The 25618-nt window shown below is 67.2% G+C and carries 18 protein-coding genes; 2 read left to right on the forward strand and 16 right to left on the reverse strand.

The genetic code is table 11. The annotated features are described in order from the left end of the window. Positions 1 to 408 precede the first annotated feature (408 nt). Both ABD768_RS11385 and ABD768_RS11390 read left to right on the forward strand, forming a co-directional pair. Entirely contained in the window at positions 409 to 2142 is a 1734-nt protein-coding gene (locus ABD768_RS11385; RefSeq protein ID WP_344840084.1) for a DUF1800 domain-containing protein, read from the forward strand. Between the two features lie 14 nt (positions 2143 to 2156). Beyond that, on the forward strand, positions 2157 to 3512 hold the full coding sequence (locus ABD768_RS11390; RefSeq protein ID WP_343976397.1) for a DUF1501 domain-containing protein: 1356 nt from the start codon (positions 2157 to 2159) through the stop codon (positions 3510 to 3512). Between the two features lie 64 nt (positions 3513 to 3576). Here ABD768_RS11390 and ABD768_RS11395 read toward each other — a convergent pair whose 3' ends face one another. From ABD768_RS11395 to rplJ, 16 genes are all read right to left on the reverse strand, one after another. After that, positions 3577 to 4896: a nuclear transport factor 2 family protein gene (locus tag ABD768_RS11395; RefSeq protein WP_344840087.1), complete on the reverse strand. Its 1320-nt coding sequence runs from the start codon at positions 4894 to 4896 to the stop codon at positions 3577 to 3579. Positions 4897 to 5205: 309 nt separating this feature from the next. After that, complete coding sequence (locus ABD768_RS11400; RefSeq protein ID WP_343976391.1) at positions 5206 to 9066, reverse strand: DNA-directed RNA polymerase subunit beta'; 3861 nt, start codon at positions 9064 to 9066, stop codon at positions 5206 to 5208. A gap of 68 nt (positions 9067 to 9134) precedes the next feature. Further along, a complete protein-coding gene (gene rpoB / locus ABD768_RS11405) occupies positions 9135 to 12620 on the reverse strand; it encodes a DNA-directed RNA polymerase subunit beta (protein ID WP_343976856.1) in 3486 nt (1161 codons plus the stop codon). 273 nt (positions 12621 to 12893) lie between these two features. After that, on the reverse strand, positions 12894 to 13664 hold the full coding sequence (locus tag ABD768_RS11410) for a hypothetical protein (protein WP_344840090.1): 771 nt from the start codon (positions 13662 to 13664) through the stop codon (positions 12894 to 12896). 80 nt (positions 13665 to 13744) lie between these two features. Next, the gene (locus ABD768_RS11415) at positions 13745 to 14275 is read right to left on the reverse strand and encodes a hypothetical protein (protein ID WP_343976385.1); all 531 of its coding nucleotides are present in this window, start codon (positions 14273 to 14275) and stop codon (positions 13745 to 13747) included. After that, positions 14272 to 15567 carry an MCE family protein gene (locus ABD768_RS11420; RefSeq protein WP_344840093.1) on the reverse strand — a complete coding sequence of 432 codons (1296 nt, stop codon included), beginning with the start codon at positions 15565 to 15567 and terminating at the stop codon, positions 14272 to 14274. The genes ABD768_RS11415 and ABD768_RS11420 overlap by 4 nt, the downstream gene beginning before the upstream one ends. Beyond that, on the reverse strand, positions 15564 to 16835 hold the full coding sequence (locus ABD768_RS11425; RefSeq protein ID WP_344840096.1) for an MCE family protein: 1272 nt from the start codon (positions 16833 to 16835) through the stop codon (positions 15564 to 15566). The genes ABD768_RS11420 and ABD768_RS11425 overlap by 4 nt, the downstream gene beginning before the upstream one ends. Next, positions 16832 to 18019 carry an MCE family protein gene (locus ABD768_RS11430; RefSeq protein ID WP_343976376.1) on the reverse strand — a complete coding sequence of 396 codons (1188 nt, stop codon included), beginning with the start codon at positions 18017 to 18019 and terminating at the stop codon, positions 16832 to 16834. The genes ABD768_RS11425 and ABD768_RS11430 overlap by 4 nt, the downstream gene beginning before the upstream one ends. Further along, positions 18016 to 19044 carry an MCE family protein gene (locus tag ABD768_RS11435; protein WP_343976373.1) on the reverse strand — a complete coding sequence of 343 codons (1029 nt, stop codon included), beginning with the start codon at positions 19042 to 19044 and terminating at the stop codon, positions 18016 to 18018. The genes ABD768_RS11430 and ABD768_RS11435 overlap by 4 nt, the downstream gene beginning before the upstream one ends. A 160-nt stretch (positions 19045 to 19204) precedes the next feature. Continuing rightward, positions 19205 to 20236: an MCE family protein gene (locus ABD768_RS11440; RefSeq protein ID WP_343976370.1), complete on the reverse strand. Its 1032-nt coding sequence runs from the start codon at positions 20234 to 20236 to the stop codon at positions 19205 to 19207. Beyond that, positions 20233 to 21549 carry an MCE family protein gene (locus ABD768_RS11445; RefSeq protein WP_344840099.1) on the reverse strand — a complete coding sequence of 439 codons (1317 nt, stop codon included), beginning with the start codon at positions 21547 to 21549 and terminating at the stop codon, positions 20233 to 20235. Before ABD768_RS11445 ends, ABD768_RS11440 begins: the two co-directional genes overlap by 4 nt. Positions 21550 to 21552: 3 nt before the next feature. Further along, a complete protein-coding gene (locus ABD768_RS11450; RefSeq protein WP_343976364.1) occupies positions 21553 to 22383 on the reverse strand; it encodes an MlaE family ABC transporter permease in 831 nt (276 codons plus the stop codon). Positions 22384 to 22385: 2 nt separating this feature from the next. Next, the gene (locus tag ABD768_RS11455; protein ID WP_343976361.1) at positions 22386 to 23159 is read right to left on the reverse strand and encodes an MlaE family ABC transporter permease; all 774 of its coding nucleotides are present in this window, start codon (positions 23157 to 23159) and stop codon (positions 22386 to 22388) included. After that, positions 23156 to 24103 (reverse strand): ABC transporter ATP-binding protein, encoded by a 948-nt coding sequence (locus tag ABD768_RS11460; protein ID WP_344840102.1) that lies wholly within the window; start codon positions 24101 to 24103, stop codon positions 23156 to 23158. Before ABD768_RS11460 ends, ABD768_RS11455 begins: the two co-directional genes overlap by 4 nt. Positions 24104 to 24363: 260 nt before the next feature. Further along, positions 24364 to 24750, reverse strand: a complete 387-nt coding sequence (rplL, locus tag ABD768_RS11465; RefSeq protein ID WP_343976355.1) for a 50S ribosomal protein L7/L12 — start codon at positions 24748 to 24750, stop codon at positions 24364 to 24366. A 68-nt stretch (positions 24751 to 24818) separates the two neighbouring features. Next, a complete protein-coding gene (gene rplJ / locus ABD768_RS11470; RefSeq protein ID WP_343976352.1) occupies positions 24819 to 25442 on the reverse strand; it encodes a 50S ribosomal protein L10 in 624 nt (207 codons plus the stop codon). Between the last annotated feature and the right edge of the window lie 176 nt (positions 25443 to 25618).

Consider the following 25618-nt stretch of genomic DNA (forward strand, 5'->3'; position numbering starts at 1 on the left):
AAAGTACGAGGGGCACGCATGACGGCCCAGGATGACCCGGGCACGATCGTTAAGACTAGCGGCTGCCTCAAGCACGGTCAAAACAGAACACCGCGCTGTGCAGAGGCGCAGCCGCACTGCCAGTCTACCGGATCCCTGACGGCACTCTCACCGCGGCCGGACCGGGCCATTCGGATTCCTTATGTCTGATCGGCGTAAACATCGCCCGGAGCCGGTTCGGGACCGCGGACTTTGCGGCATAGTCACGCCCGTCGGGTGTAACGGCCTGATAACGGGGATCCGTCGTTGCCGCCGCTCTCGCCTGGAGAAACGCTCGTGGATCACGGTCCCGCCCCCTCGAACCGTCCCCGCCTCACCGCGGACGAGCAGCCGCCGCCGGGTCCGCCCGCCCCACGGACCCTGTCGCCGGTGGCCCGCCGGGCGGCCATCAGTGCCGTCGCCGGCACCCTGGCCGCCGGCGGGTTGGCTGCCGAGATCCTCAGCCGCCCGGACACCCTCCGCAACCGGGTGCTGGCTTCTGCCCGCACCGGCGACCCGACCGGTACCACGGTCGCCGCCCGCGCCCGGGTCGCGCAGCAGCCCAGCCTGGCCACCGACGGCGAGGACCGCGACTCCAGCTTCGTTGCCGGCAAGGGCTCCAAGGCCACCGGGCAGACCGGTAGGCCCACCGAGTACGCCGGCTATGCGGCCGCGGCCAAGGCCGGCCGCGCCTCCCCCGGCCTGCTGGCCGGCAAGAGCGGTCCGCTGACCGATGCCCAGGCCCGGCGGCATCTGCTCAATCGCGCGACGTTCGGGCCGCGGCCATCCGACGTACAGGCTCTTGAGCGGCTCGGGATCGACAAGTGGCTGGCGGCTCAGTTGTCGCCGACTGCCAAGGATGCGGCGGGCGACCGGGTCTGGCGTGCTGTTCCGTTGGCGGGCGCGGATGCCGCCACTGTCCGGAGGTCCATTGATGAGTACTCGTGGGAGGCCATGTTCCACACCGGGATCGCGACGCTCGGCCGGCAGGTGTTCGGCAGCAGGCAGCTGTTCGAGGTGGTGGTGGATGTCTTCGCCAACCACCTGCATGTCGCGACGCCGTCCGATCGCGGTTGGGATGTGGCGCCGCAGTACGCGGTGTCGGTGATCAGACGGCATGCCTTCGGGCGGTACAGCGATATGTTGCAGGCCGCCATGCGGCATCCCGCGATGCTGCGGTTCCTCGACAACGACGCCTCCACGCGCGACAGCGTCAACGAGAACCTCGGCCGCGAGCTGCTGGAGCTGCACACGGTTGGGGTGTCGTCCGGCTATACAGAGAAGGACGTACGAGCCAGTGCCTATGTACTGAGTGGCAGAGGCGCCACCAAGGACGGTGTCTTCGAGTACGACGCCGACAAGCACCGGACCGGCCGGGTGAAGGTCCTCGACTGGTCTGCGGCCAACGGCTCGGGCAAAGGCGGTCTGGCCGTCGGCGACCGCTATCTCGACTACCTGGCCAAACACCCGGCTACTGCGAAGACGATCGCCCGCAAGCTCGTCGTACGGTTCGTAGACGACTCTCCCCCGGCTGGGCTGGTCAACCGGCTCGCGCAGATCTACCTGCGCAACAACACGGCCATCCTGCCGATGCTGACCGCCCTGTTCCGCAGTAGCGAGTTCTGGGACTCCCTTGGCAGTAAGACGAAGCGGCCACTCGAAGACGTGGTGAGCAGTGCGCGGGCGCTCGACCTACCGTTCGGGCCGGCCACCCCCAAGGGCCTGGAGGCCGTCTACTGGGAGCTCAACAACCTTGGCCATGCACCGCTCGCCTGGCCGTCCCCCAACGGCTACCCGGACGTGGCACCGGCCTGGGCGTCTGCCGGCCAGATGCTCGAGCGCTGGTCGATGCACCGCGCTATGACGTACGGCTGGTGGGAGGGGATGAAGCAGGCGAAGCTGCCGGCCGCCCTGCAACCCCGTAAGGGCGACACCTACCGGGAGTGGTTCGACCGGCTCGGTGTGCAGCTGCTCGGCCAGCTGCCCAACGCCCGGCAGCGCAGCGCTCTGGCGACGTTCGTCGGGGCCAAGCTCACCTCCCGGGTCGACCGGGGACGGATGGAGTGGCAGGCAGGACACGTCGTCGCCCTGGTCCTCGACTCCCCACAGTTCCTTGCTCGTTGAAGGAGTACTGACTTATGAGAGACACATTCGCCTCGCTGCATCCCGACTGCCCGGACTGGCGACGGCTGGGTCCGACACAGGCCGATGCCGCTCTGCGGGCCGGCGCTGCGGCTGTAGTGGCCGATGCGGAGGACAGGGAGTCGCAGTGGAGCAGAGGGTTCACCCGGCGTCGTCTGCTGGCTGGTGGCTTAGGAGTCGGAGTCGCTGCTACTCAACTGGTGACTACTCGCGTCTCGTGGGCTGCTCCCGGCGCTGCGCCGGGTGGCACGTTGATCGTGGTGTTCCTGCGCGGCGGTATGGACGGGTTGTCCGTGCTGGTGCCGGCTGACGATCCAGAGCTGCTCAAGGCTCGGCCGTCGATCGCAGTACGGGCCGCTTCGCTGCTCAACCTGCAGCGTGGGTTCGGCATGCACCCGGCGCTTGCTCCGCTGGTCCCGATGATGACGACGGGGTGGCTGGCCGCAGTACCGGCTGTGTCTACCCCTGACCTGACTCGCAGCCACTTCCAGGCGCAGGACTGCTTGGAGCGTGGTGGGGCTGCTAAGTCTTCTATGCAGTCCGGGTGGCTCGACAGAGTCCTGCAGGAGCTAGGGCCCGGTACTACGTTCCGCGGGCTGGGTCTTGGCACCCGGATGAGTCGGTCGCTGCTGGGGAGCTCCAACCCGATCATGCTCAGCTCGCTGAAGGACTTCACCGTCAAGGGCATCGATGGCGTGGCACCGCAGACGCTGGCGGCGCTGAAGACGCTCTATACGGGCATAGACCATCCGCTGGGGGTGCAGGGGCTGGATGCCTTGCAGGCTTCGGCGCAGGCACAGGGGTATGCCAAGCAGCAGGAGAAGCCAGCCAAGGAGCGTGGCTATCCGGATGGCGAGTTCGGGGCGTCCATGGCGACGCTGGCGCAGTTGATCAAGGCCAAGGCCGGAGTGCGGGTGGCCACGGTGGATCTGGGTGGCTGGGACATGCACACGGATCTCGGCACGGTCGACGGTGGTGACATGACGAACTCGCTCAAGACGGTGGCGACGGCGCTTGCCGCTTTTGCTGCTGAGCTCGGGCCTGAGCTGGACAACACCACGGTGGTGACCATGAGCGAGTTCGGGCGTCGGGTGGAGCAGAACGCGAACAGCGGGACGGATCACGGGCACGGTGGGGTGGCGCTGGTGCTTGGTGGGGGCGTCAAGGGCGGGGTGCACGGGAAGTGGGAGGGGTTGGCGCCCGGCGTACTGGATCAAGGTGACGTGCCGGGGACCAACGACTACCGCGATGTGCTGTCGGAGATCGTGATGCGGCGGCTGGGGCTCAGCGAAGCGCAAGCAGGCAAGGTCTTCCCGGGCTGGAAGCCGGCGCCGCTCGGCATCATGGCCTGAGCAGTTCGAGCGCACTGCGTCCGGTTGGTCGCAGTGCGCTCGAACCACTTCAAGGCTTCGTGTTTCAGCTGATGAAGCGGACCTCGGTGATCAGGCCGTCCTGGACCTGGTACAGCGCGACGGTCGGGGTCTGGTTGGTGATCGTCTGCTCGATCACCCAGTCGCCGACCAGCATCCGCTGCACCAGCTCCCGCTTGCACTCGCCCGCCTCGAACTGCGGCCGGTAGTGCTCACGCAGGGAACGCCGTCCCCGCATCACCGGCCCATCAGCAAACTGCAGCAGAGCCGTCGGCGAGTACATCGCCAGGAACGCCTCCAGGTCATGAGCTTCAAACGCAGCATGCTCCCGAGCCACCACCCGAGAAGCAGCAGTCTCCTCCTGCACCACAGCCGGAGCAGAGGCGGTCGCAGTCGCACTGGTGGTGGTCGCGGGGGTACTGCTGGTCGCCGGTGCACTCTGCTGGCTGGCGGGCACAGCAGCCTTCTCGGCACGTACTTCTACCCGTGCGGCGGGAGGGGCTACCAAACCTGTGGCCGCCGGGGCAGCTTGGTTGGCTGACGCACGAGGCGCGGCTACTGCTGCCGCGGCTTTGGTGGGTTGGGGGGCTGGGATGGTGGCGGCGGGGATGGGGAGTTGGGTGGGTGCGGTGGGGTCTTCGCCCAGGTGGGCGATGGCCCAGTCGAGGGCCTTGGTCACCGCGGCGCGGGACTCTTCGCTGTGGTCGAGCATGTCGAAGCCGTGTTGCCCTTTCGGTACGTCGATGATGTCCAGCGCGGCGCCACCGGCGGAGACGAACTCCGCCACCGGTCGGGCGAGCTCTTCGCGCTCGCGCCCGACCCGGGTCAGCAGCACCGGCAGGTCCTTGTGTTTGCCGATTACCTCGGCGGCGGAAACCAGTTCGTCGACACCAGGCGGAGTGGCGAGCAAGGGATAGGTGAGGGCGACGGCGCGCAGCCAGTCGGGGCGGCTGTCCAGCCACTCCCCCGCCAGCAGGCCGGCGCCGGAGAAGAACCACAGCACGACCCGCTCGGGGTCCACCTGCGGATCGGCCCGCAGGACGCCGACAGCGGCCTCTACGTCGTCCGCGGCGGTGGCCAGCTGGTCGAGTCCACGGATCAGGCTGTGGTCGACCACGACGGCCACCTGGCCGCGCTGAGCGATGGCCGCGGCATAGCCCTGGTACACCGGCCAGTCGCGCGGCGGCACCTCGAGATCAGCAGGTCCGGGACCACCGTGGACCAACAGGATCGCGCCGGTGCGAGCAGTCCCGGCAGGCCGGTGGAAGTCGAGCTCGCCGACCCGGTCGACCCGGTGCTCCGCACCCTGCTCGACGTCCAGCACGAACGGTTGCAGGTAGGGCGGGAGGTCCGTCATACGCGTCATCTTCGCGCATCCCGCCGACACTTCCACGCCGACCCCTCGCAACACTCCGCAGCCGATCGACCACCCTCGGCGTGTCGCACCGACGCTCTCCCCGACAACCCCTGCCGGTACGGCGATCTGACCTCCGACACCCTTGTTGCCAAGGGCAACAAGGGTGTTGGAGGAAGCGAAGGAAGGCGGAGTGCGAGCCGCGCCCCGGGTGGCGGAGGCCGGGCTGCGCCCCGGAGGGCGGGGCCGGGCCGCGGCACCCGGAAATGCCCGAGGGCGACACCCCTGGTGGGGTGCCGCCCTCGGCAGGTGTTGCTGACTTCAGTTCTGGTACGAGCCCAGGTCGAAGTCGTCGAGCGGGACCGACTGCCCGGCGGACGGGCCGAAGTCGTAGTCGTACGACTCGTAGCCGACCATCGAGTACATCGCGGCCTTCGCCTCCTCGGTGGGCTCCACCCGGATGTTGCGGTAACGGTCCATGCCGGTACCCGCCGGGATCAGCTTTCCGATGATGACGTTCTCCTTCAGACCGACCAGCGAGTCGGACTTGCCGTGGATCGCGGCCTCGGTCAGGACCCGGGTCGTCTCCTGGAAGGAGGCGGCCGACAGCCACGACTCGGTCGCGAGCGACGCCTTGGTGATACCCATCAGCACCGGACGACCCGAGGCCGGCGTACCGCCCTCGGCCACGACGCGACGGTTCTCGGCCTCGAACATCAGCCGGTCCGCCAGCTCACCCGGCAGCAGGTTCGCCTCGCCGGACTCGATCACCGTGACCCGGCGCAGCATCTGCCGGACGATGATCTCGATGTGCTTGTCGTGGATGGCCACACCCTGCGACCGGTACACCTCCTGGACCTCGTCCACCAGGTGCTCCTGCGCCTTGCGGATGCCCAGGATCCGCAGAACCTCCTGCGGGTCCGGCGTACCCTGCGTCAGCTGCTGGCCGACCTCGACGTGCTGACCGTCCTCGATCAGCAGCCGGGCGCGCTTCGACACCGGGTAGGCGACCTCCTCGGAACCGTCGTCCGGGGTGAGCACCAGCTTGCGGGTCTTGTCGGTGTCCTCGATGGCGATCCGGCCGGCGGCTTCACCGATCGGCGCCTTGCCCTTGGGCTGACGGGCCTCGAAGAGCTCGACCACACGCGGCAGACCGTGGGTGATGTCATCACCCGCGACACCACCGGTGTGGAAGGTACGCATGGTCAGCTGCGTACCGGGCTCACCGATGGACTGGGCCGCGATGATGCCGACGGCCTCACCGATGTCGACCGGCTTGCCGGTCGCCAGCGAACGGCCGTAGCACTTCGCGCAGGTACCGGTCTTGGCGTCACAGGTCAGAACCGAGCGGACCTTGACCTGCTCGATCCCGGCCTCCACCAGCAGCGCGATGGACACGTCGCCCAGATCGCTGCCCGCCGCCAGGACCAGGTTGCCCTTGGCGTCGAAGGTGTCGGTCGCCAAGGTCCGCGCGTAGGCGCTCGTCTCGACGTTCTCCGCGTGCACGACCTTGCCGTCCGGACCGGCCTCGCCGATCTGCTTGGGCAGGCCACGCTCGGTGCCGCAGTCCTCCTCGCGGATGATGACGTCCTGCGACACGTCCACCAGACGACGGGTCAGGTACCCGGAGTCGGCGGTCCGCAGCGCGGTGTCGGCAAGACCCTTACGAGCACCGTGGGTGGCGATGAAGTACTCGACCACCGACAGGCCCTCGCGGAAGTTGGACTTGATCGGCCGGGCGATGATCTCGCCCTTCGGGTTGGCCACCAGACCACGCATACCGGCGATCTGCCGGATCTGCATCATGTTGCCTCGCGCACCCGAGTGCACCATCATCCAGATCGGGTTGGCCTTGGCGAAGTTCTCCTCCATGGCCTTACCGACCTCGGCGTTGGCGCCGGTCCAGATCTCGATCAGTTCCTGCCGCCGCTCGGACGAGGTGATCAGACCCCGCTCGAACTGCTTCTGGACCTTCTCGGCCTGGGCCTCGTAGCGAGCCATGATCTCCGGCTTGCTCGGCGGCGTGCTGAAGTCGTCGATCGACACCGTGACACCGGAACGGGTGGCCCAGCGGAAACCGAGGTCCTTCAGCGCGTCCAGGCAGAACGCCACCTGGACCTTGGAGTACCGCTCGGCCAGATCGTTGACGATCGAGCCCAGCTGCTTCTTGCCGACCTCGGTGTCCACGAAGGTGTAGTCGCTCGGCAGCGCCTCGTTGAACAGGGCGCGACCCAGCGTGGTCTCCAGCGAGAACCCACCGTTCGGGCGCTCGGTCGAACCGGCCGGCGCGCCGGCCTGGTCGAGCCGGAGCGTGATCTTGGCCTGCAGCGACAGCTCCTTGCGGTCGAAGGCCATCAGGGCCTCCGCCATCGAGCTGAACGCCCGGCCCTCGCCGAGTTCGCCTTCCTTGAGCATCGTCAGGAAGTAGATGCCGATGATCATGTCCTGGGTCGGCATCGTGACCGGACGGCCGTCAGCAGGCTTCAGGATGTTGTTCGTCGACAGCATCAGGATCCGGGCCTCGGCCTGCGCCTCGGCCGACAACGGCAGGTGCACCGCCATCTGGTCACCGTCGAAGTCCGCGTTGAACGCGGAGCAGACGAGCGGGTGGATCTGGATCGCCTTGCCCTCGATCAGCTGCGGCTCGAACGCCTGGATACCCAGCCGGTGCAGGGTTGGTGCACGGTTGAGCAGAACCGGGTGCTCGGTGATGACCTCTTCCAGCACGTCCCAGACCTGGGCGCGCTGACGCTCGACCATCCGCTTGGCGGACTTGATGTTCTGCGCGTGGTTGAGGTCGACCAGCCGCTTCATCACGAACGGCTTGAACAGCTCCAGCGCCATCGCCTTCGGCAGACCGCACTGGTGCAGCTTCAGCTGCGGGCCGACCACGATGACGGAGCGGCCCGAGTAGTCGACGCGCTTGCCCAGCAGGTTCTGACGGAAACGACCCTGCTTGCCCTTGAGCATGTCGGACAGCGACTTCAGCGGCCGGTTGCCCGGGCCGGTGACCGGACGTCCACGGCGGCCGTTGTCGAACAGTGCGTCGACGGCCTCCTGGAGCATCCGCTTCTCGTTGTTGACGATGATCTCGGGCGCGCCGAGGTCGAGCAGCCGCTTGAGGCGGTTGTTCCGGTTGATCACCCGGCGGTACAGGTCGTTCAGGTCGGAGGTGGCGAACCGGCCACCGTCGAGCTGGACCATCGGCCGCAGGTCCGGCGGGATGACCGGGACGCAGTCCAGGACCATGCCCATCGGGCTGTTGTTGGTGGCCAGGAACGCGGTGACGACCTTGAGCCGCTTCAGGGCGCGGGTCTTGCGCTGGCCCTTGCCGGTCTTGATCGTCTCGCGCAGGCTGTCCGCCTCGGCCTTGAGGTCGAAGGTCTCCAGGCGCCGCTGAATCGCGGCCGCGCCCATCGCACCCTCGAAGTACTTGCCGAACCGCTCCTTCATGGCGCGGTACAGGATCTCGTCGCCCTCCAGGTCCTGGACCTTGAGGTTCTTGAACCTGCTCCACACCTCGTCGAGGCGGTCGATCTCGCGCTGCGCACGGTCGCGCAGCTGCTTGACCTCACGCTCGGCGCCTTCCTTCACCTTGCGGCGAACGTCGGCCTTCGCGCCCTCGGCCTCGAGCTGGGCGAGGTCCTCCTCGAGCTTCTTCATCCGGGTCTCGATGTCGTTGTCGCGCCGGCCCTCGAGCTGCTTGCGCTCGACATCGGTCCGGCCCTCCAGCGACGTGAGGTCGCGGTGCCGCGCCTCGTCGTCGACGTCGGTGATCATGTACGCCGCGAAGTAGATGACCTTCTCGAGGTCCTTCGGGGCGAGGTCGAGCAGGTAGCCGAGTCGCGACGGGACACCCTTGAAGTACCAGATGTGGGTGACCGGCGCGGCCAGCTCGATGTGGCCCATCCGCTCGCGGCGCACCTTGGAACGGGTGACCTCTACGCCACACCGCTCACAGATGATGCCCTTGAAGCGAACACGCTTGTACTTACCGCAGTAGCACTCCCAGTCCCGGGTGGGACCGAAGATCTTCTCGCAGAACAGGCCGTCACGCTCAGGCTTGAGCGTCCGGTAGTTGATCGTCTCGGGCTTCTTGACCTCGCCGTGCGACCACTGGCGGATCTCATCCGCGGTCGCCAGGCCGATCCGAAGCTCGTCGAAGAAGTTCACGTCGAGCACGATGTGTTATCTCCCGATTGTAAAAATGGTCTGAGTGAGTTGACTGTTGATCGAAAGCGGCAACCCGCTCAGACCTCCTCGACGCTGTTCGGCTCACGCCGGGACAGGTCGATTCCCAGTTCCTCCGCCGCGCGGAAGACATCCTCTTCGCTGTCGCGCATCTCGACCCGGCTTCCGTCGGACGAGAGCACCTCAACGTTCAGACACAGGGACTGCATTTCCTTGACGAGAACCTTGAACGACTCCGGGATACCCGGCTCCGGGATGTTCTCGCCCTTGACGATCGCTTCGTACACCTTGACCCGGCCGACCACGTCGTCCGACTTGATCGTCAGCAGCTCCTGCAGCGCGAAGGCGGCACCGTAGGCCTCGAGGGCCCACACCTCCATCTCGCCGAACCGCTGACCACCGAACTGCGCCTTACCACCCAGCGGCTGCTGCGTGATCATCGAGTACGGACCGGTCGAGCGGGCGTGGATCTTGTCGTCCACCAGGTGGTGCAGCTTCAGCATGTACATGTAGCCGACGCCGACGGGCTGCGGGAAAGGCTCACCCGAGCGGCCGTCGAACAGGTTGGCCTTGCCGGTGCTGTTGACCATCCGGTCGCCGTCGCGGTTCGGCAGGGTCGAGCCGAGCAGGCCGGTGACCTCTTCCTCACGCGCGCCGTCGAAGACGGGGGTGGCGACGTTCGTGAACGGCTCGGCTTCGCCGGCGCCGATCTTGATCAGTCGCTGGGCCCACTCTTCAGGGCTGTCCGGGTCGACCTTCCAGCCGCGGCTGGCAACCCAGCCGAGGTGGGTCTCGAGCACCTGACCGACGTTCATCCGGCCGGGCACGCCCAGCGGGTTCAAGATGATGTCGACCTGGGTGCCGTCCTCCATGAACGGCATGTCCTCGACCGGCAGGATCTTCGAGATGACGCCCTTGTTGCCGTGGCGTCCGGCGAGCTTGTCGCCGACGGAGATCTTGCGCTTCTGCGCGACGTACACGCGGACCAGCTGGTTCACGCCCGGCGGCAGCTCGTCGCCGTTGTCGCGGTCGAAGACGCGGACCCCGATGACGGTTCCGTTCTCACCGTGCGGCACCTTCAGCGAGGTGTCGCGCACCTCGCGCGCCTTCTCACCGAAGATCGCCCGGAGCAGCCGCTCCTCCGGGGTCAGCTCGGTCTCACCCTTGGGCGTGACCTTGCCGACCAAGATGTCACCGGTGGTGACCTCCGCGCCGATCCGGATGATGCCCCGCTCGTCCAGGTCCGCCAGCATCTCGTCGGAGACGTTGGGGATGTCGCGGGTGATCTCCTCCGGGCCCAGCTTGGTGTCGCGGGCGTCGACCTCGTGCTCCTCGATGTGGATCGAGGTCAGCAGGTCCTGCTGCACGACGCGCTGGCTGAGGATGATCGCGTCCTCGTAGTTGTGACCCTCCCACGGCATGAACGCCACGAGCAGGTTACGGCCCAGCGCCATCTCGCCCTCGTCGGTGCACGGACCGTCGGCCAGCGGCGAGCCGACCTCGACCCGCTGCCCGGCGTCGACCAGCGGACGCTGGTTGATGCAGGTGCCCTGGTTCGAGCGACGGAACTTCTGCAGCCGGTACGTCTGGTACGTGCCGTCGTCGGCGGCGACCTCGATCAGATCGGCCGAGACCTCCTTGATGACGCCGGCCTTCTCCGAGACGAGCACGTCACCGGCGTCGACCGCTCCACGGAACTCCATGCCGGTACCGACCAGGGGGGCGTCCGCGGTGATCAGCGGAACGGCCTGGCGCTGCATGTTGGAGCCCATCAGGGCGCGGTTGGCGTCGTCGTGCTCGAGGAACGGGATCATCGCCGTCGCGACCGACACCATCTGGCGCGGCGAGACGTCCATGTAGTCCACGTCGTCGACCAGCACGAGCTCGACCTCACCGTGGCGCCGGCGGACCAGCACCCGGTCCTCGGCGAACGCGTCGTCGTCGGTCAGTGCCGCGTTGGCCTGAGCGATGACGAACCGGTCCTCCTCGTCCGCGGTCAGGTAGTCGACCTGGTCGGTGACCCGGCCGTCGACGACCTTGCGGTACGGCGTCTCGACGAAGCCGAACGGGTTCACCCGGCCGTACGTCGCGAGCGAGCCGATCAGACCGATGTTCGGGCCTTCCGGGGTCTCGATCGGGCACATCCGGCCGTAGTGCGACGGGTGCACGTCACGAACCTCGAAGCCGGCCCGCTCACGCGACAGACCACCCGGGCCAAGCGCCGACAGGCGGCGCTTGTGGGTCAGACCCGCGATCGGGTTGGTCTGGTCCATGAACTGCGACAGCTGCGAAGTACCGAAGAACTCCTTCAGCGCCGCCACCACGGGACGGATGTTGATCAGGGTCTGCGGCGTGATCGCCTCGACGTCCTGGGTCGTCATCCGCTCGCGGACCACCCGCTCCATCCGGGCCAGGCCGGTGCGGAGCTGGTTCTGGATCAGCTCGCCGACCGTCCGCAGACGGCGGTTGCCGAAGTGGTCGATGTCGTCCTCTTCGACGACGATCTCGCCCTGCGGCGCGGTCAGCTCGGTCTTGCCCTCGTGCAGCGCCACCAGGTACTTGATCGTGGCGACGATGTCGTTGATCGTCAGCACCGCGGTGTCGTGCGTCTCGTCCCGGCCGAGCTTCTTGTTGATCTTGTACCGGCCGACCTTGGCCAGGTCGTAGCGCTTGCCGTTGAAGTAGTAGTTGTCCAGCAGCGCCTGGGCAGCCTCACGCGTCGGCGGTTCGCCGGGGCGCAGCTTGCGGTAGATGTCGAGCAGCGCGTCGTCCTGGCCGGACGTGTGGTCCTTCTCCAGGGTGAGCCGGATCGACTCGTACTCGCCGAACTCCTCGAGGATCTGCGCGTCGGTCCAGCCGAGCGCCTTGAGCAGCACGGTGACGTTCTGCTTGCGCTTGCGGTCCAGCCGCACGCCCACCATGTCGCGCTTGTCGACCTCGAACTCCAGCCACGCACCGCGCGACGGGATGATCTTGGCGGTGAAGATGTCCTTGTCCGAGGTCTTGTCCGGCGTGCGCTCGAAGTACACGCCGGGCGAGCGGACCAGCTGGGACACGACGACACGCTCGGTGCCGTTGATCACGAACGTGCCCTTGCGCGTCATCAACGGGAAGTCACCCATGAAGACGGTCTGGCTCTTGATCTCGCCGGTCTCGTTGTTCATGAACTCGGCAGTGACGAACAGCGGCGCCGAGTAGGTGACGTCACGTTCCTTGCACTCGTCGACCGTGTTCTTCGGGGGCTCGAACCGGTGGTCGCGGAACGACAGCGACATGGTGCCGCTGAAGTCCTCGATCGGGGAGATCTCCTCGAAGATCTCCTCGAGGCCGGACGGGGAGGACAGATCGGTCCGTCCCTCTGCCTCGGCGGCGGCCACCCTGGCCTGCCAGGTTTCGTTTCCGACCAGCCAGTCAAAGCTGTCCACCTGCAACGCAAGAAGATCCGGAACCTCGAGAGGCTCGGAGATCTTCGCGAAGCTGATGCGACGGGGTGCGCCGGAAACATTCGTAGTGCTGTCGGACTGGGGGTTGCGCGAGGCGACCAAGGGGCGTCCTTCCACGGGCTCGCAAAGTAACTTCGAAGCGGCACTTCGGTGCTGGGAGCGCATGCCAAACGACCCTCGTCAAGTTCTGAGGATGAACAAGGGTGCGGTTAAAGGCAGCGCAAAGCAATAGGCTACCCGATCTGGGCAAGTCTGTCCAATGGGGTCCGACACTATGCCGTCGGACCACCCACTCCGTCAAGAATCGACCCGGGTTCTCCAGCAGGTAACCAGCCTGCGAGCCGCCCGGACGACCTCTCCGGAGTCACCTAGAGACTACAGTCCGGCGATCTCCTGGACCAGCCATTGATCGCCGTTTCGGACCATTGTGAATCTCGTCCGGTTCAGGTCGACCCGGGGACTACCCTTCGTGATCGTGCTGGTGGTCGTCTGGTTGACGAAGATGATCAGCGTCACCCGGTTCGCGTCGCCGTCGCGGACGCCGACCTCGCGGACCTCGGCGCGGACCGTCGCCTTGGTCTTGGTGGCCAGCTCGCCGGCCACCTTGGCGGTCGCGTCGAACTGCCCGGCGAACTCCGGCGTCATCGTCGCCCGCGCCGCCGCGAAGCTCTTGTCCAGCGTCCGGTAGTCGTAACTCAAAGCAGTCTCAGCAGCCTTCCGCCCCGCCGCGGCCGCCTGATCCCGAGCATCCTCAGCCTCTTTCCCCTTCCAGGCCTTCACACCCAGAATCGCGGTCAGAGCCAAGATCACCACCAGCAGAACCCCGAGAGCAGCCGACAACACCACCGCCGTCCGCGAGCGCTGCGCGGTCACGGACGGGGCGGAGGAGGCAGCGGAGCCCGCATCGGCAGTTGCCGGCGTTGCCATCGCAGCTACGCCCGCGTCGGCGCGCACGGCCTCCGCCGCCGGGGCGGCACCAGCGCCTTCGGCGTCGCTTTCCGGGGTGGTGAGCGCCCGCTCGTCGGCGGCTCCCGAGTGCGGATCCGAGGGCCCAGCGGCGGCCGTTTCGTCACCGAGCGTAGTCGCGGGCGTCTCCTGTGACCGCCCCGCAGGGGCCTCGGGAAGCCCCGATGTGGCCTGAGTCACTGGTTTGATTGGGGGGGTTTGGGGGTTGACTTCGGGGGTGGTTTCGGGGCGGCGGCGTTGGCCGGCGATTTTGCGGGGCATCAGCCGACCACCTGGAAGTCGGCGGTGAGCCAGCGGTCCTTCTCCCGGACCAGGTCGAGCTTGATCCGGTACCGGCGCTCCACCCCGTCCTTGGAGGCGGTGTTGGTGACGACGGCGTTCACGATCACCAGCACCTGGGCCGAGTCCTTGTCGTTCGACACCACCGCGGCCTCCTTCACATCGCCCTTGGAGGTCGCCTTGTTCGCGACCACCTCGGTCTTGACCGAGTCCGAGCCCGACTTGAACTCCTCCTTGAACTGCCCGGTGGAGTCGTCCAGCACCCGCTTCGCGTCGGCGTCCCAGGTGCTGTAGTCGTACGTCGTGAAGTCCAGCGCCAACTGCCGGGCCGCCTTCATCGCCCCCTCGCGCTCACTCTTGCGAGCGTCCTGCCCACGCAACGCGACCACCGACAGCGTCGCGCCGACCAGGGCGACCAGCACGAGCACGCTGAGCGCCCAGGCCACGATCATCGGGCCCTTCGGCCGCGGGCGTTCGGCCGGCGGCCGGGGGGTGACGAGCGGCGCGGTCACTTGCCGGTCACCGGTCCGAGGATGAGGGCCTTCCACGAGTCCTTACCGAGCATCTCTTCCTGTCCTCCGGTCGAGCCGAGCACCAGCGACGGCATTCCATCCGTACCACCGGCAGCGCCCGTGGCCGGGTCGTACCCGACGCCGTACCCGATCCGGTTGGCGTCGGACGACCGCGTCGACGGCGTCGGCTTGTTCTGCGAGCCGCGGACGTTGATCCCCGACCCCGGCGACGCCGTACAGCTCGCCTTGGTGTTGGCCGGCTTGTTGGTGGTGTCCTGCGGCACGCGCTTGTCCGTTCCGTTGTACCCGGCCCGGCAAGCAGGTGGGCTGAAGCCGAGTACGAGACCGAAGTGCGCGTCGTAGTGCCCCGTCCCCGGATCCTTGCCCGGTACGACGTATCCGCCCATCGCCACCGCCGGGTAGACCACCAGCAGCTGCTCGACCGCGTCCAGCCGGACCGCGGTCAGCTCGCTCACCGTCAGCAGGTTGCCGAGCAGTACCGCGATGTCGGCCTTGTTCTCCTGGATCAGCGCGGTCAGCTGGGTCGACGCGGCCGAGCCGTTGTCGATCACGGCCCGCAGGCTGGCGTCCGAGCTGACCAGGGTGTCGGACAGCAGCGCGAGGTTCTTCGCCCAGGTCTTGATCGCGTCGCCGCTGGCCACCTGGGTGGCCAGCACGGTGTTGCCGTCGTTGATCAGCTTGATCGTCTGCAGGATGTTGGCGTCCGCGTCGCTGATCAGCGCGCCGGAGCTGTCGATGATCTTCTGCAGGTCGCTGCCCCGGCCGCGGAGCGCGTCGCCGAGCTCCTTGACGGTGGTCTTCAGGCTGTTCTTGTCGACCGAGTTCACCAGCTGGTCCAGGTTCAGCAGCAGCTCGGTGGTGTCGATCGGCAGCGCGGTGTTCTGCCGGCTGATCTTGGAGTTGTTCTGCAGGTACGGCCCGCCGTCGCGGCGCGGTTGCAGGTCGACGTACTGCTCGCCGATCGCGGACCGGTTCGCGACCACCGCGAGCAGGTCGTTGGGGATCTTGGTCTTCTTCTCGATGTCGAGGTTGACCTCGACGCCGTCGGACAGCAGCTTCAGCTCGCCGACCCGGCCGACCGGCTGGCCGCGGTACGTCACCTCGGCGCCGGAGAAGATGCCGCCGGACTCGGCGAAGCTGGCGCTGACCGTGTAGTCGTCGTCGAACAGCAGCTTGTCGACCTGCGCGTACTTGGCGCCCACGTAGGAGACGCCGAGCAGGGTGATCAGCAGGAACACCATCAGCTGGATCCGGACCGTTCTGGTGATCACTTGGCCACCCCCGGCATCAGGACCTTCGCGAGCTCCGGATCGAACCCGGCGCGGTTGAGCTTCGGCGTACAGACCGGCAGGCCGAGGATCGTCACGCAGGTGGTCCCCGCGCCGGTCGGGACCGGCAGCTGCGGCAGACCGCCGGCCGTCGGCTTGCTGGTCGGGAACTTCGGCGGGTTGTGCAGCGGCAGGCTGATCTCGGTGGTCGGCAGGGTCAGGCCGACGTTCGGCAGGTTCAGCCCGAGCAGGCCCTGCAGCGCCTTCTGCGTGTTCACGTCGAGGGTGATGTTCAGGTTGGTGAAGTCACCCTTGACCGCACCCGTCGCGGCGTCCGGGAACGGGTAGGTCAGCATCAGCTGCAGCGCCTTGGGCAGGTTCTCACCGGCCTCGGCGAGCTTGGTCAGCAGTGGGTAGAGCGACTGCAGGTTGGCGACCAGGTCCTTCTGAGACTCGGTGATCACCCGGGTCGCGGTATTGCCCAGCGAGGCCAGCGCCTGCAGCGTCTTGACCAGTGCGGCGCGCTGCTTGTCCAGGGTGGCGATCGACTTGGGCAGCGAGTCGATCGCGGTCGCGATCGTCGTCTTCTGCGCGTTCAGCTGCTTGGCCAGCTGGTCGACGGCGGTGATCGCGGTGACGATCTTCTGCTTGTTCTGGTCCAGCGTGCCGACGAAGGTGTTCAGCTGGGTCAGCACGCTGCGGATGGCCGGCTCGTTGCCGGTCAGCGCCTTGTTCAGCTCCTGGGTGATGATCTGCAGCTGGGCCACGCCACCGCCGTTGAGCAGCAGCGAGAGCGCCGACAGGACCTCTTCGACCTCGACGTTGCTGGTCGTCCGGGACAGCGGGATCAGCTCGCCGTTCTCCAGCTTGCCGTGCGGCTTCTCGCTGCCCGACGGCTGCTCCAGCGAGACGAACTTCTCGCCCAGCAGGCTGGTCTGGCGGATCGTCGCGCGGGCGTTGTCGGGCAGGTCGAGGCTCTTCGGCAGCTTGACCCGGACCTTGGCCACGTAGCCGTCCAGCCAGACCTTCTCGACCGTGCCGACGGTGACGTCGTCGACCTTCACCGACGACTTCGGCACCAGGTCCAGTACGTCGGTGAACTCCACGGTCACCGTGTACGACGGCCCCTTGATCTTGGCGCCACCCGGCAACGGCAGGGAGTACACGCTGAAGTCGCACCCGCTGAGCAGGGTCGCCATCGCAACGACACCCGCCACCAGGCCGGTACGCCGACGAGCCGCGCCGCCGCTTCTCGTAGTACGGCGCCTCATCGCGAACCACCCGGGACCAGGCCGCCGAGGGTGTCGTCGACGGGGTCGGGGCTGGGGAGCTTGGGCTGCGGGGCCGGTGCCCACGGCGTACCGGCTGGGCCGCCCGAGCCGGTGATGGCGCTCAGCAGCGGGAGCTTCGGCAACGCGTTGAAGACCGGCTTGAGCGCCGAGCAGGTCGACAACGGCTGGTTGGCCTGGAGCAGCAGCGAGCAGATGAAGGTCGCCGGGTCGTCCAGCTGGGCCAGGTTGATCCGCTGGTCCAGCGTGCCGAACTGCGGGTTGTAGACGCGGGCCAGGTTGCCCAGGCCGAGTGGCGCGGTGTCGATGATCTCGGCGAGCGCGGCCTTCTCCTTGACCAGGATCTGGGAGACGTCGGTGGCGCCGGAGATCGTCGTCTTCAGCAACGACCGGTTGTCCTTGACGAAGTTCGCGACCTCGCCGAGCGCCGCCGCCAGCGTGGACAGCGCGGCCGAGAGGTCCTGACGTTCCCCGGCCAGCGTGGTCGTGACACCGGCGAAGTTGGCGTTGAACTGCTTCACCAGGCCGTCGTTCGCGGCCAGCGCGGAGACGAAGGTCTGCAACTGCCGGATCGTGCTGAACAGACTCTTGGAGTTGCTCGACAGGGTCGTGGTCAGCGTCGACACGTCGGTGATGGTCTGGTTGAGCTTCTTGCCCTGGCCGTTCAGGTTGGCCGCGGACACGTCGAGCAGCCGCGACAGCGCGCCCTGGTCGTTGGCGCCCTTCGGCCCGAGCGCGACGGACAGGTCGTTGAGGCTCTGGTAGATCTGGTCCAGCTCGAGCGGCACGGCCGTGCGGTCCAGCGGGATCGACGCGCCGTCGGCCATCACGGCGCCCTTGGAGTACGCCGGGGTGAGCTGGATGTAGCGGTCCGCGACGATCGACGGCGACGCGATCACCGCCTTCGCGTCGGCCGGCACCTTGTGCTTGGCCTCCCACCAGAACTTCACCCGGACCGCGCGTCCGGCCGGCGTCACGCTCTCGATCTCGCCGACCTTGATGCCGAGGATCCGCACATCGGAGCCCGGGTAGACGCTGACCGCGCGCGGGAAGTACGCCGTCGCGCTCACCCGCTCGGGGTGCGGCCACAACGAGATGACGCTGACGGCGAGGATCACCACGACCACGCCGAACGCGATCAGCCGGGACAGGGACGCAACCTTCATCGGCCCGCACCCCCGGTCAGTCCGCTGAGGATCGGTGGCAGCCCAGGGATCGGGATCTGCGGCAACGGGATCTCCGGTACCGGCACCAGGTTCTGCACGTACGTGTCGAACCACGGCCCGGTACCGAGCGTGTTGGTGAACACCCGCGCGTACGGCGCGAGCCCCTTGATGCTGGCGTCGAGCGCGTCCTGGTTCTTCAGCAACGTCGCCAGCACCGCGTTCACCTTGGTCAGCGTCGGCGCGAGGTCCTTGCGGTTCTCCTGCACCAGCGCCCTGACCTGCGCGGCCAGCTTCTGCGTCGAGACCAGCAACTCATGGATCAGCGCCCGGCGTGCCTGCACCGCCTGGAACACCGTGTTGCCGTCCTTCATCAGCTTGATCAGCTGTTGGTTGCGATCGGCAAGGACCTTGGTGACCACGTCGGAGTGCTGCAGCAACAGCTTCAGCTGCTCGTCGCGCTTGGCCACGTTGCGGGACAGCCGGGACAGCCCGGTCAGCGAGGCCTGAACCTCTTCCGGGGTGTTCTTGAAGGTCGCCGACAAGGTGTCGAGCGCCTTCGCGAGCTGTGCGGTGTCGATTCGCTCGGTGGTGTTGGCCAGGTCGGTGAACGCGTCCACGACGTCGTACGCCGCGATGGTCCGGGCCAGCGGGATCACCGAGCCCTCCTTGAGCTCTCCCCCGCCCTCCGGGTCGAGCTTCAGGTACTTCTGCCCGAGCAGCGTCTTGATCTTCATCTCGGCGCCGGTCTTGTCGCCCAGCTTCACACCCCGGTCGACGACGAAGTCCACCCGAACGTGCGTGCCCTCGAGCTCCACCTTGCGGACCTGCCCGACGCGGACACCGGCCACCCGGATCTCGTCGTTCGGCTTCAGCCCGCCGGCCTCGGAGAACTGCGCCGAGTACTTCGTGCCGCCCCCGATCAGCGGCAGATCCTGCGCCTTGAACGCGGCCAGCATGATCAGCCCGATCACCGTCAGCCCGACCACCCCGATGGTGACCTGGTTCTGTTCCCTGAACGGCTTCACAAGTGGCCCCCATCGGAATTCGGGTGCGTAGCTCCGGTGTCCAGGTGGGTGCATCGCAAGGCGGAGGAGGGGCACGATGCGGTGTTCATCGTGCCCCGACGACAACGCAGCGAGGTGTCCGCCTGGGCGCCGGAGATGCGTGCCCGGCGTTCGATGGGGGTCACTTCGCGCACCTCGCCGAGTTGACGTCGTGGCTGATCGGGATGCGGACCCCCAGTGGCAGCGTGACGTTGCCGTCGAAGCCGCACAGGTAGAAGTTGAACCAGGACCCGTACGACGCGGTCCGGGTCAGCGTCTCGAGCTTGTTCGGCATGTTCTGCAGGGTCTTCACCCAGATCGCCTGGGTGTCGTCGAGCGTGGTCGAGACCTCGCGCAGCCGGTCGAGGTCCGCCTTCAGCGGCACCCGGGTCTGCTGCAGCAGGCCGGCCGTCTTGGTGTTCAGCGAGTTGATCGAGCCGAGCGAGCCGAGGATCGGGTTGATGTCCTGGCTCAGCCCGGTGATGAACTGCTGCAGGTTGATCAGCAGCTGGGAGAAGTTCTGCTGCCGCTGCGAGACGATCTGCAGGGTCGAGGTCAGGTTGGTGATCAGGTCGCCGATCACCTGGTCGGAGTCGGCCAGCGTGGTGGTCAGCGAGGCGGTCCGGGCCAGCAGGCTCTCGATCGTGCCGCCCTCACCCTGCAGCACCTTGATCACCTCGAACGCGAACTGGTTCACGTCCTTCGGGGTGAGCGCGGTGAACAGCGGCTTGAACCCGTTGAACAGCACCGACAGGTCCAGCGCGGGCGCGGTCCGGTCCTTGTCGATGATCCCGTTCTTCTTCATCCGGGTACCGCCGCCGACACCCTCGGTCAGCGCGATGTAGCGGTTGCCGACCAGGTTCCGGTAGCGCATCGTCGCGTGCGTCGTGGTGTCGAGGACCTGGCCGGAGTCGACGCTGAAGGTGACCATCGCCAGTTTGTCCTGGTAGATCGCGATCTTGTCGACCTGCCCGACCCGCACACCGGCGATCCGGATGTCGTCGCCCTTGTTCAGCCCGACCACGTCGGTGAAGACCGCCCGGTACTTCGTGGTCGCGTTGAAACTGATGTTGCCGATCGTCACGGCCAGCAGTGCCGTCGCGACCGTGGTGACGACGACGAAGATCGCCAGCCGCACGGTGTCGATCGAGGTCTTCTTGTCCAGCAGCTTCATTTGAGATTCACCTGCCCGCCGCGCATCAGGGGGCCCAGCATCAGGGTTGTCAGGTCCGGTACTTCGTCCGCCGGGATGCCCATCGCGGGGCCGGCCACGGCGTCGATCACCTTCTGCTCGGCCGGCGTACCGGCGCCGCCGGTGTCGCTGACGAAGCCGGGCATCGCGCGGTTGAGTTGCAGGTTGACCGGGAAGCGGGTCTTCTTGCCGTGGTCACCGATCACGCCGTCCACACCCGTCACGTACGGCGCCGGGTTGTCCTGCGTGTACGGACCCGGGTGCTCCCCCGGCACGGTGTAGTTGCGGCCGACGCAGGTCGGGCCGCGGTGGTCGCCGAAGACCGGCGTCTCGTTCGGCTGGTACGGCGTGGGCTGGTTGGTGATCAGCTCGAGGTTGATGTTCAGCCGGCCGTCCCGGAACGTGTCGCTCAGCGTCGGGATGGTGTCGGTCATCACCTTGAGGAAGCAGGGGAACTCCGGCGAGTACCGCTCGAGCAGGTCCAGTACCGGCCTGCTCACCTCGCCGAGCCGGATCACCCGGTCCTCGTTCTCCTTGAGGAAGGCGTTGCCGGTCGTCGACAGCGTCTGCACGTCGGTGAAGAACGTCTGCAACTGCTTCTCCTTCTCCACCACCGTGTTGCCGGTGACGGTCAGGTTGCGCAGCGCGCGGGCCAGGTCGGGCGTGACGTCGCCGTAGATCTTGGCGACCTGGGTCAGCTTGGTCAGCGCCGCGATCAGGTTCGGCACGTTCGGGTTGAGCTTCTTCAGGTAGCCGTCGAGCTGGGTGAGGGTGTCGGCGATCTCGCTGCCGCGACCCTCCAGCGCGGTCGCCAGCGTGTTCAGCGTCGCGTTCAGATCGGCCGGGTCGACGGCCTGCAGCAGCGGCAGCGCGTCGTTCAGCACCTTCTCGATCTCGATGCCGACCGCGGTCTTGTCCCGCGAGATGGTGTCGCCGGCCTTGATCGCGCGGCCTTCGGGGCCGGGCGGTGGTACCAGGGCCACGTACTTCTCGCCGAACAGCGTCTTCGGCAGGATCCGCGCGCTGACCTGGGCGGAGATCTCCTTCACCTGGTCCGGCTTCAGGGCCAGGTGGACGGTGGCGAAGTCGCCGTCGGTGGAGACGTCGCGGACCTCGCCGACGATGATGCCGCGCAGCTTAACGTCCGCGTGCCGGTTGAGCTGCAGGCCGATGTGACTGGTCTGCAGCTTCACGTCGACGGTCGCGGTGAAGACCTTCGCGTAGAAGGCGTACGTGAGCCAGAGCAGGAAGCAGAGCATCCCGATGAAGGCGGTACCTAGCACTCGTCTGGTCATCAGCTATCCCGCCAGCCTGACGGTGGTCGTGGTGCCCCAGATCGCCATCGACAGCAGCAGGTCGACGACGTTGATCACGACGATCGAGGTCCGTACTGCGCGGCCGACCGCGACGCCGACGCCTGCGGGGCCGCCGGTCGCGTGGTACCCGTGGTAGCAGTGCACCAGGATCACCAGGACCGAGAAGACGAGCACCTTGCCGAAGGACCAGAGCACGTCGCCCGGTGGTAAGAACAGATGGAAGTAATGGTCGTACGTCCCGGTGCTCTGGCCGTAGAAGGTGGTCACGGTCAGCCGGGTGGCGAAGTACGAGGACAGCAACCCGACGACGTACAGCGGCACGACCGCGATCAGCCCGGCGATGATCCGGGTGGTGACCAGGTAAGGCAGGGACGGGACCGCCATCACCTCGAGGGCGTCGATCTCCTCGCTGATCCGCATCGCGCCGAGCTGGGCGGTGAAGCCGCAGCCGACGGTCGCGGCGAGCGCGATGCCGGCGATCAGCGGGCCGATCTCGCGGGTGTTGATGTACGCGCTGACGAAGCCGGCGAAGGCCGAGGTGCCGATCTGGTTCAGCGCCGAGTAGCCCTGCAGGCCGACCTCGGTGCCGGTGAAGAAGGCCAGGAAGGTGATCACGCCGACGGTGCCGCCGATCACGGCGAGCGCCCCGGTGCCCAGCGTCACCTCGGCCAGCAGCCGGAGGATCTCGCGGCGGTACCGGGTGACCGACTTGCCGGACCAGGCCAGCGCCTTGATGTAGAAGGCGAGCTGCTCACCGAGCCGGTCGAGCGAGTTCAGCGGCTTCTTGACCAGGGTGTCGACGATCGAGGACATCGTCAGGCTCCCTTCGGCGGGACGAGCTGGAAGTAGATCGCCGTCATCGAGAAGTTCGCGACGAACAGCAGCATGAAGGTGATCACGACGGACTGGTTCACCGCGTCGCCGACGCCCTTCGGGCCGCCGCCGGCGTTCACGCCCTTGTACGAGGCGACGACCGCGGCGATGAAGCCGAACACCAGCGCCTTCGCCTGGCCCTGCCAGAGGTCGGGCAGGTGGGCGAGCGCCGTGAAGGAGGCTATGTAACTACCGGGCGTACCGTCCTGGAGGACCACGTTGAAGACGTAGCCGCCCATCACGCCGACCACGCTGACGAAGCCGTTCAGGAAGAACGCGACCAGCATGGTGGCCAGCACCCGCGGGACGACCAGGCGCTGGATCGGGTCGATGCCGAGCACCATCATCGCGTCGAGCTCTTCGCGGATCTTGCGCGCGCCGAGGTCGGCGCAGATGGCCGAGCCGCCGGCGCCCGCGATCAGCAGCGCGGTCGCGATCGGCGACGCCTCCCGGACGACGGCCAGTACCGCGGCCGAACCGGTGAAGGCCTGCGCGCCGAACTGCTTGATCAGGCCGCCGACCTGCAGCGCGATCACCGCGCCGAACGGGATGGCGACCAGCGCGGTCGGGATGATCGTCACGCTCGCCACGAACCACGCCTGCTGCAGGAACTCGCGCAGCTGGAACGGCCGCCGGACCGAGGCCCTAGCGGTGTCGAGCGCGAAAGCGAAGAGCGATCCTGCGTGCTTCAGCGGGGCGGTGGCGTCGACGGTCACTGAGTCGTCACCACATCACTGGCGAAGGAACCGGGCGGTGGAATCACGCCGTTGTCCGCGCACCACTGGCCCGGCGGGCGCTGGGTCGGGCGCAGTACGCCGGAACTGGGCAGCTGCTGGATCGGGATCGGGGGCAGCGGCGGCAGCTCCTGGTCGGCCTCGGCCGCGAGCTCGTCGGCGTCCTTCTCCTCCGACATACCGATCGGGCCGATCCGCTGCGCGTTCAGGAACTGGCGGACCACCGGCTCCTCGCTGGACAGCAGCATCTCGCGCGGGCCGAACATGGCCAGGTGCCGGTGGTACAGCAGGCCGATGTTGTCCGGCACCGTCCGGGCGGTGTTGATGTCGTGGGTGACGATCAGGCAGGTCGCCTGGGTCATCTCGTTCAGGTCGATGATCAGCTGGTTCAGGAACGCCGTCCGGACCGGGTCGAGGCCGGAGTCGGGCTCGTCGAAGAGCAGGATCTCCGGCTCGAGCACCAGCGCGCGGGCCAGCCCGGCCCGCTTGCGCATGCCACCGGAGATCTCGCCGGGCAGTTTGCGCTCGGCGCCGACCAGGCCGACCATCTCCATCTTCTCCATCACGATGGAGCGGACCTCGGACTCGGACTTCTTGGTGTGCTCGCGCAGCGGGAAGGCGACGTTGTCGTACAGGTTCATCGAGCCGAACATGGCGCCGTCCTGGAACAGCACGCCGAACAGCTTGCGGACCTCGTAGAGCTGCCGCTCGGAGCAGGTCGCGATGTCGACGCCCTCGATGTGCACGTGACCCTTGTCGGGCTTGAGCAGACCGATCAGCGTCTTCAGGAATACGGACTTCCCGGTGCCGGAAGGGCCGAGCATGACGCAGATCTCGCCGGCCGGCAGGGTCAGGGACACGTCGCCCCAGATCAGCTGGCTCCCGAAGGACTTGGACAGTCCCTCGACACGGACCTCTACGCCCACCGGTCCTCCTCAACGGGTTCGTCGTGCAGCCCCGACCGACGTGCTTTCGCCGGTTCAACGAGGGCGCGGTTGCTTAGGTTACGCACGAGTACGGTTTTACGTAACCCCTGTGTGTCAAGTGTTCGATGACCGACGAGTCACGCTTCGGTCACGCACCGGAACCTTGGGAATCCTAGACCCGCCCCAGACATGCCGAAGGGCGGCCCCGTAGGACCGCCCTCCAACTGGTATCACTTCGTTGTGCGGCTACGCCGCACAGGTCACTTGAGGGTGACGGTGGCGCCGGCGCCCTCGAGGGCTTCCTTCGCCTTCTCGGCCGAAGCCTTGTCGACCTTCTCGAGGATGGCCTTCGGCGCGCTCTCGACGAGGTCCTTGGCCTCCTTCAGGCCGAGGCTCGTGAGGCCACGCACCTCCTTGATGACCTGGATCTTCTTGTCGCCGGCCGACTCCAGGACGACGTCGAACTCGTCCTGCTCCGCGGCCTCTTCGGCCGGGGCGCCCGGGGCGCCCGGAGCAGCGGCGACGGCGACGGGAGCGGCGGCGGTCACGCCGAACTCCTCCTCGAAGGCCTTCACGAACTCAGAGAGCTCGAGCAGGGTGAGGTCCTTGAACTGACCGAGCAGCTCTTCGGTGCTGAGCTTCGCCATTTTGGCGGTCCTTCCTTCACGTGTTGCTAGGTGATTACTGACTGGGGTCCTGCAGTGAATCGAACGCGTCAGCTGTCAGCTGAAGCGGTCTCCTCGGTGCTCGTCTCCTCGGCAGGTGCGTCGACCGCGTCTTGTACGGTCTCCGCAGCCGGAGCCTCGTCCGCCACGGGGGCGGCGTCGGCCGGCAGCTTGTCCTGCAGCGCCGCGAACAGGCGGGCAGCCTGTGCGAGCGGAGCAGCGAACAGCGACACCGCTTGCTGCGGGGCCGCCTTCATCGCACCTGCGAGCTTCGAGAGGAGAACCTCACGCGACTCCAGGTCAGCGAGCTTGGTGATCTCGTCGGAGCCGAGTGCCTTGCCGTCCAGCACACCGCCCTTGATGACGAGAAGGGGATTGGCCTTGGCGAAGTCACGCAGCCCCTTGGCCGCGACCACCGGGTCGCCCTTGATGAAGGCGATGGCCGACGGACCCTCGAGCAGGGAGTCGAACGACTCCACACCCGCGTCCTTGGCCGCGATCTTGGTCAGCGTGTTCTTCACCACGGCGTAGTGCACGTCGTCACCGAGCGTAGTGCGCAACTGCCGCAACTGCGCCACGGTGAGTCCGCGGTACTCGGTCAGTACGGCGGCGCCTGAGCTTCTGAAGTTCTCAGTCAGCTCCGCGACGTCGGCTGCCTTGTCCGGCCTCGCCATGGGTCTCCTTCCGCTCTGCGAATCCGCAGAGTTGGCTTCTCTTGCCGCGCAAGCCAAGACCCAGAAAATCGAAAACGCCCCTGCGCAGGCGCAAGGGCGTGAAAGAAACTGCTTCACTTACTTGTCACCTGCGCGGGCCGCCCACGAAATTCATGGGACTTTCAGTTGCTCCGGGA

This window comes from Kribbella ginsengisoli (assembly GCF_039537185.1).
Classification (GTDB): domain Bacteria; phylum Actinomycetota; class Actinomycetes; order Propionibacteriales; family Kribbellaceae; genus Kribbella; species Kribbella koreensis.

Coding starts and splice junctions, on each gene's coding strand:
- ABD768_RS11390 (WP_343976397.1), top strand. CDS start 2,157: ATGAGAGACACATTCGCCTCGCTGCATCCCGACTGCCCGGACTGGCGA.
- ABD768_RS11395 (WP_344840087.1), bottom strand. CDS start 4,896: ATGACGCGTATGACGGACCTCCCGCCCTACCTGCAACCGTTCGTGCTG.
- ABD768_RS11425 (WP_344840096.1), bottom strand. CDS start 16,835: ATGAGGCGCCGTACTACGAGAAGCGGCGGCGCGGCTCGTCGGCGTACC.
- ABD768_RS11430 (WP_343976376.1), bottom strand. CDS start 18,019: ATGAAGGTTGCGTCCCTGTCCCGGCTGATCGCGTTCGGCGTGGTCGTG.
- ABD768_RS11440 (WP_343976370.1), bottom strand. CDS start 20,236: ATGAAGCTGCTGGACAAGAAGACCTCGATCGACACCGTGCGGCTGGCG.
- ABD768_RS11445 (WP_344840099.1), bottom strand. CDS start 21,549: ATGACCAGACGAGTGCTAGGTACCGCCTTCATCGGGATGCTCTGCTTC.
- ABD768_RS11450 (WP_343976364.1), bottom strand. CDS start 22,383: ATGTCCTCGATCGTCGACACCCTGGTCAAGAAGCCGCTGAACTCGCTC.
- rplL (WP_343976355.1), bottom strand. CDS start 24,750: ATGGCGAAGCTCAGCACCGAAGAGCTGCTCGGTCAGTTCAAGGACCTC.
- rplJ (WP_343976352.1), bottom strand. CDS start 25,442: ATGGCGAGGCCGGACAAGGCAGCCGACGTCGCGGAGCTGACTGAGAAC.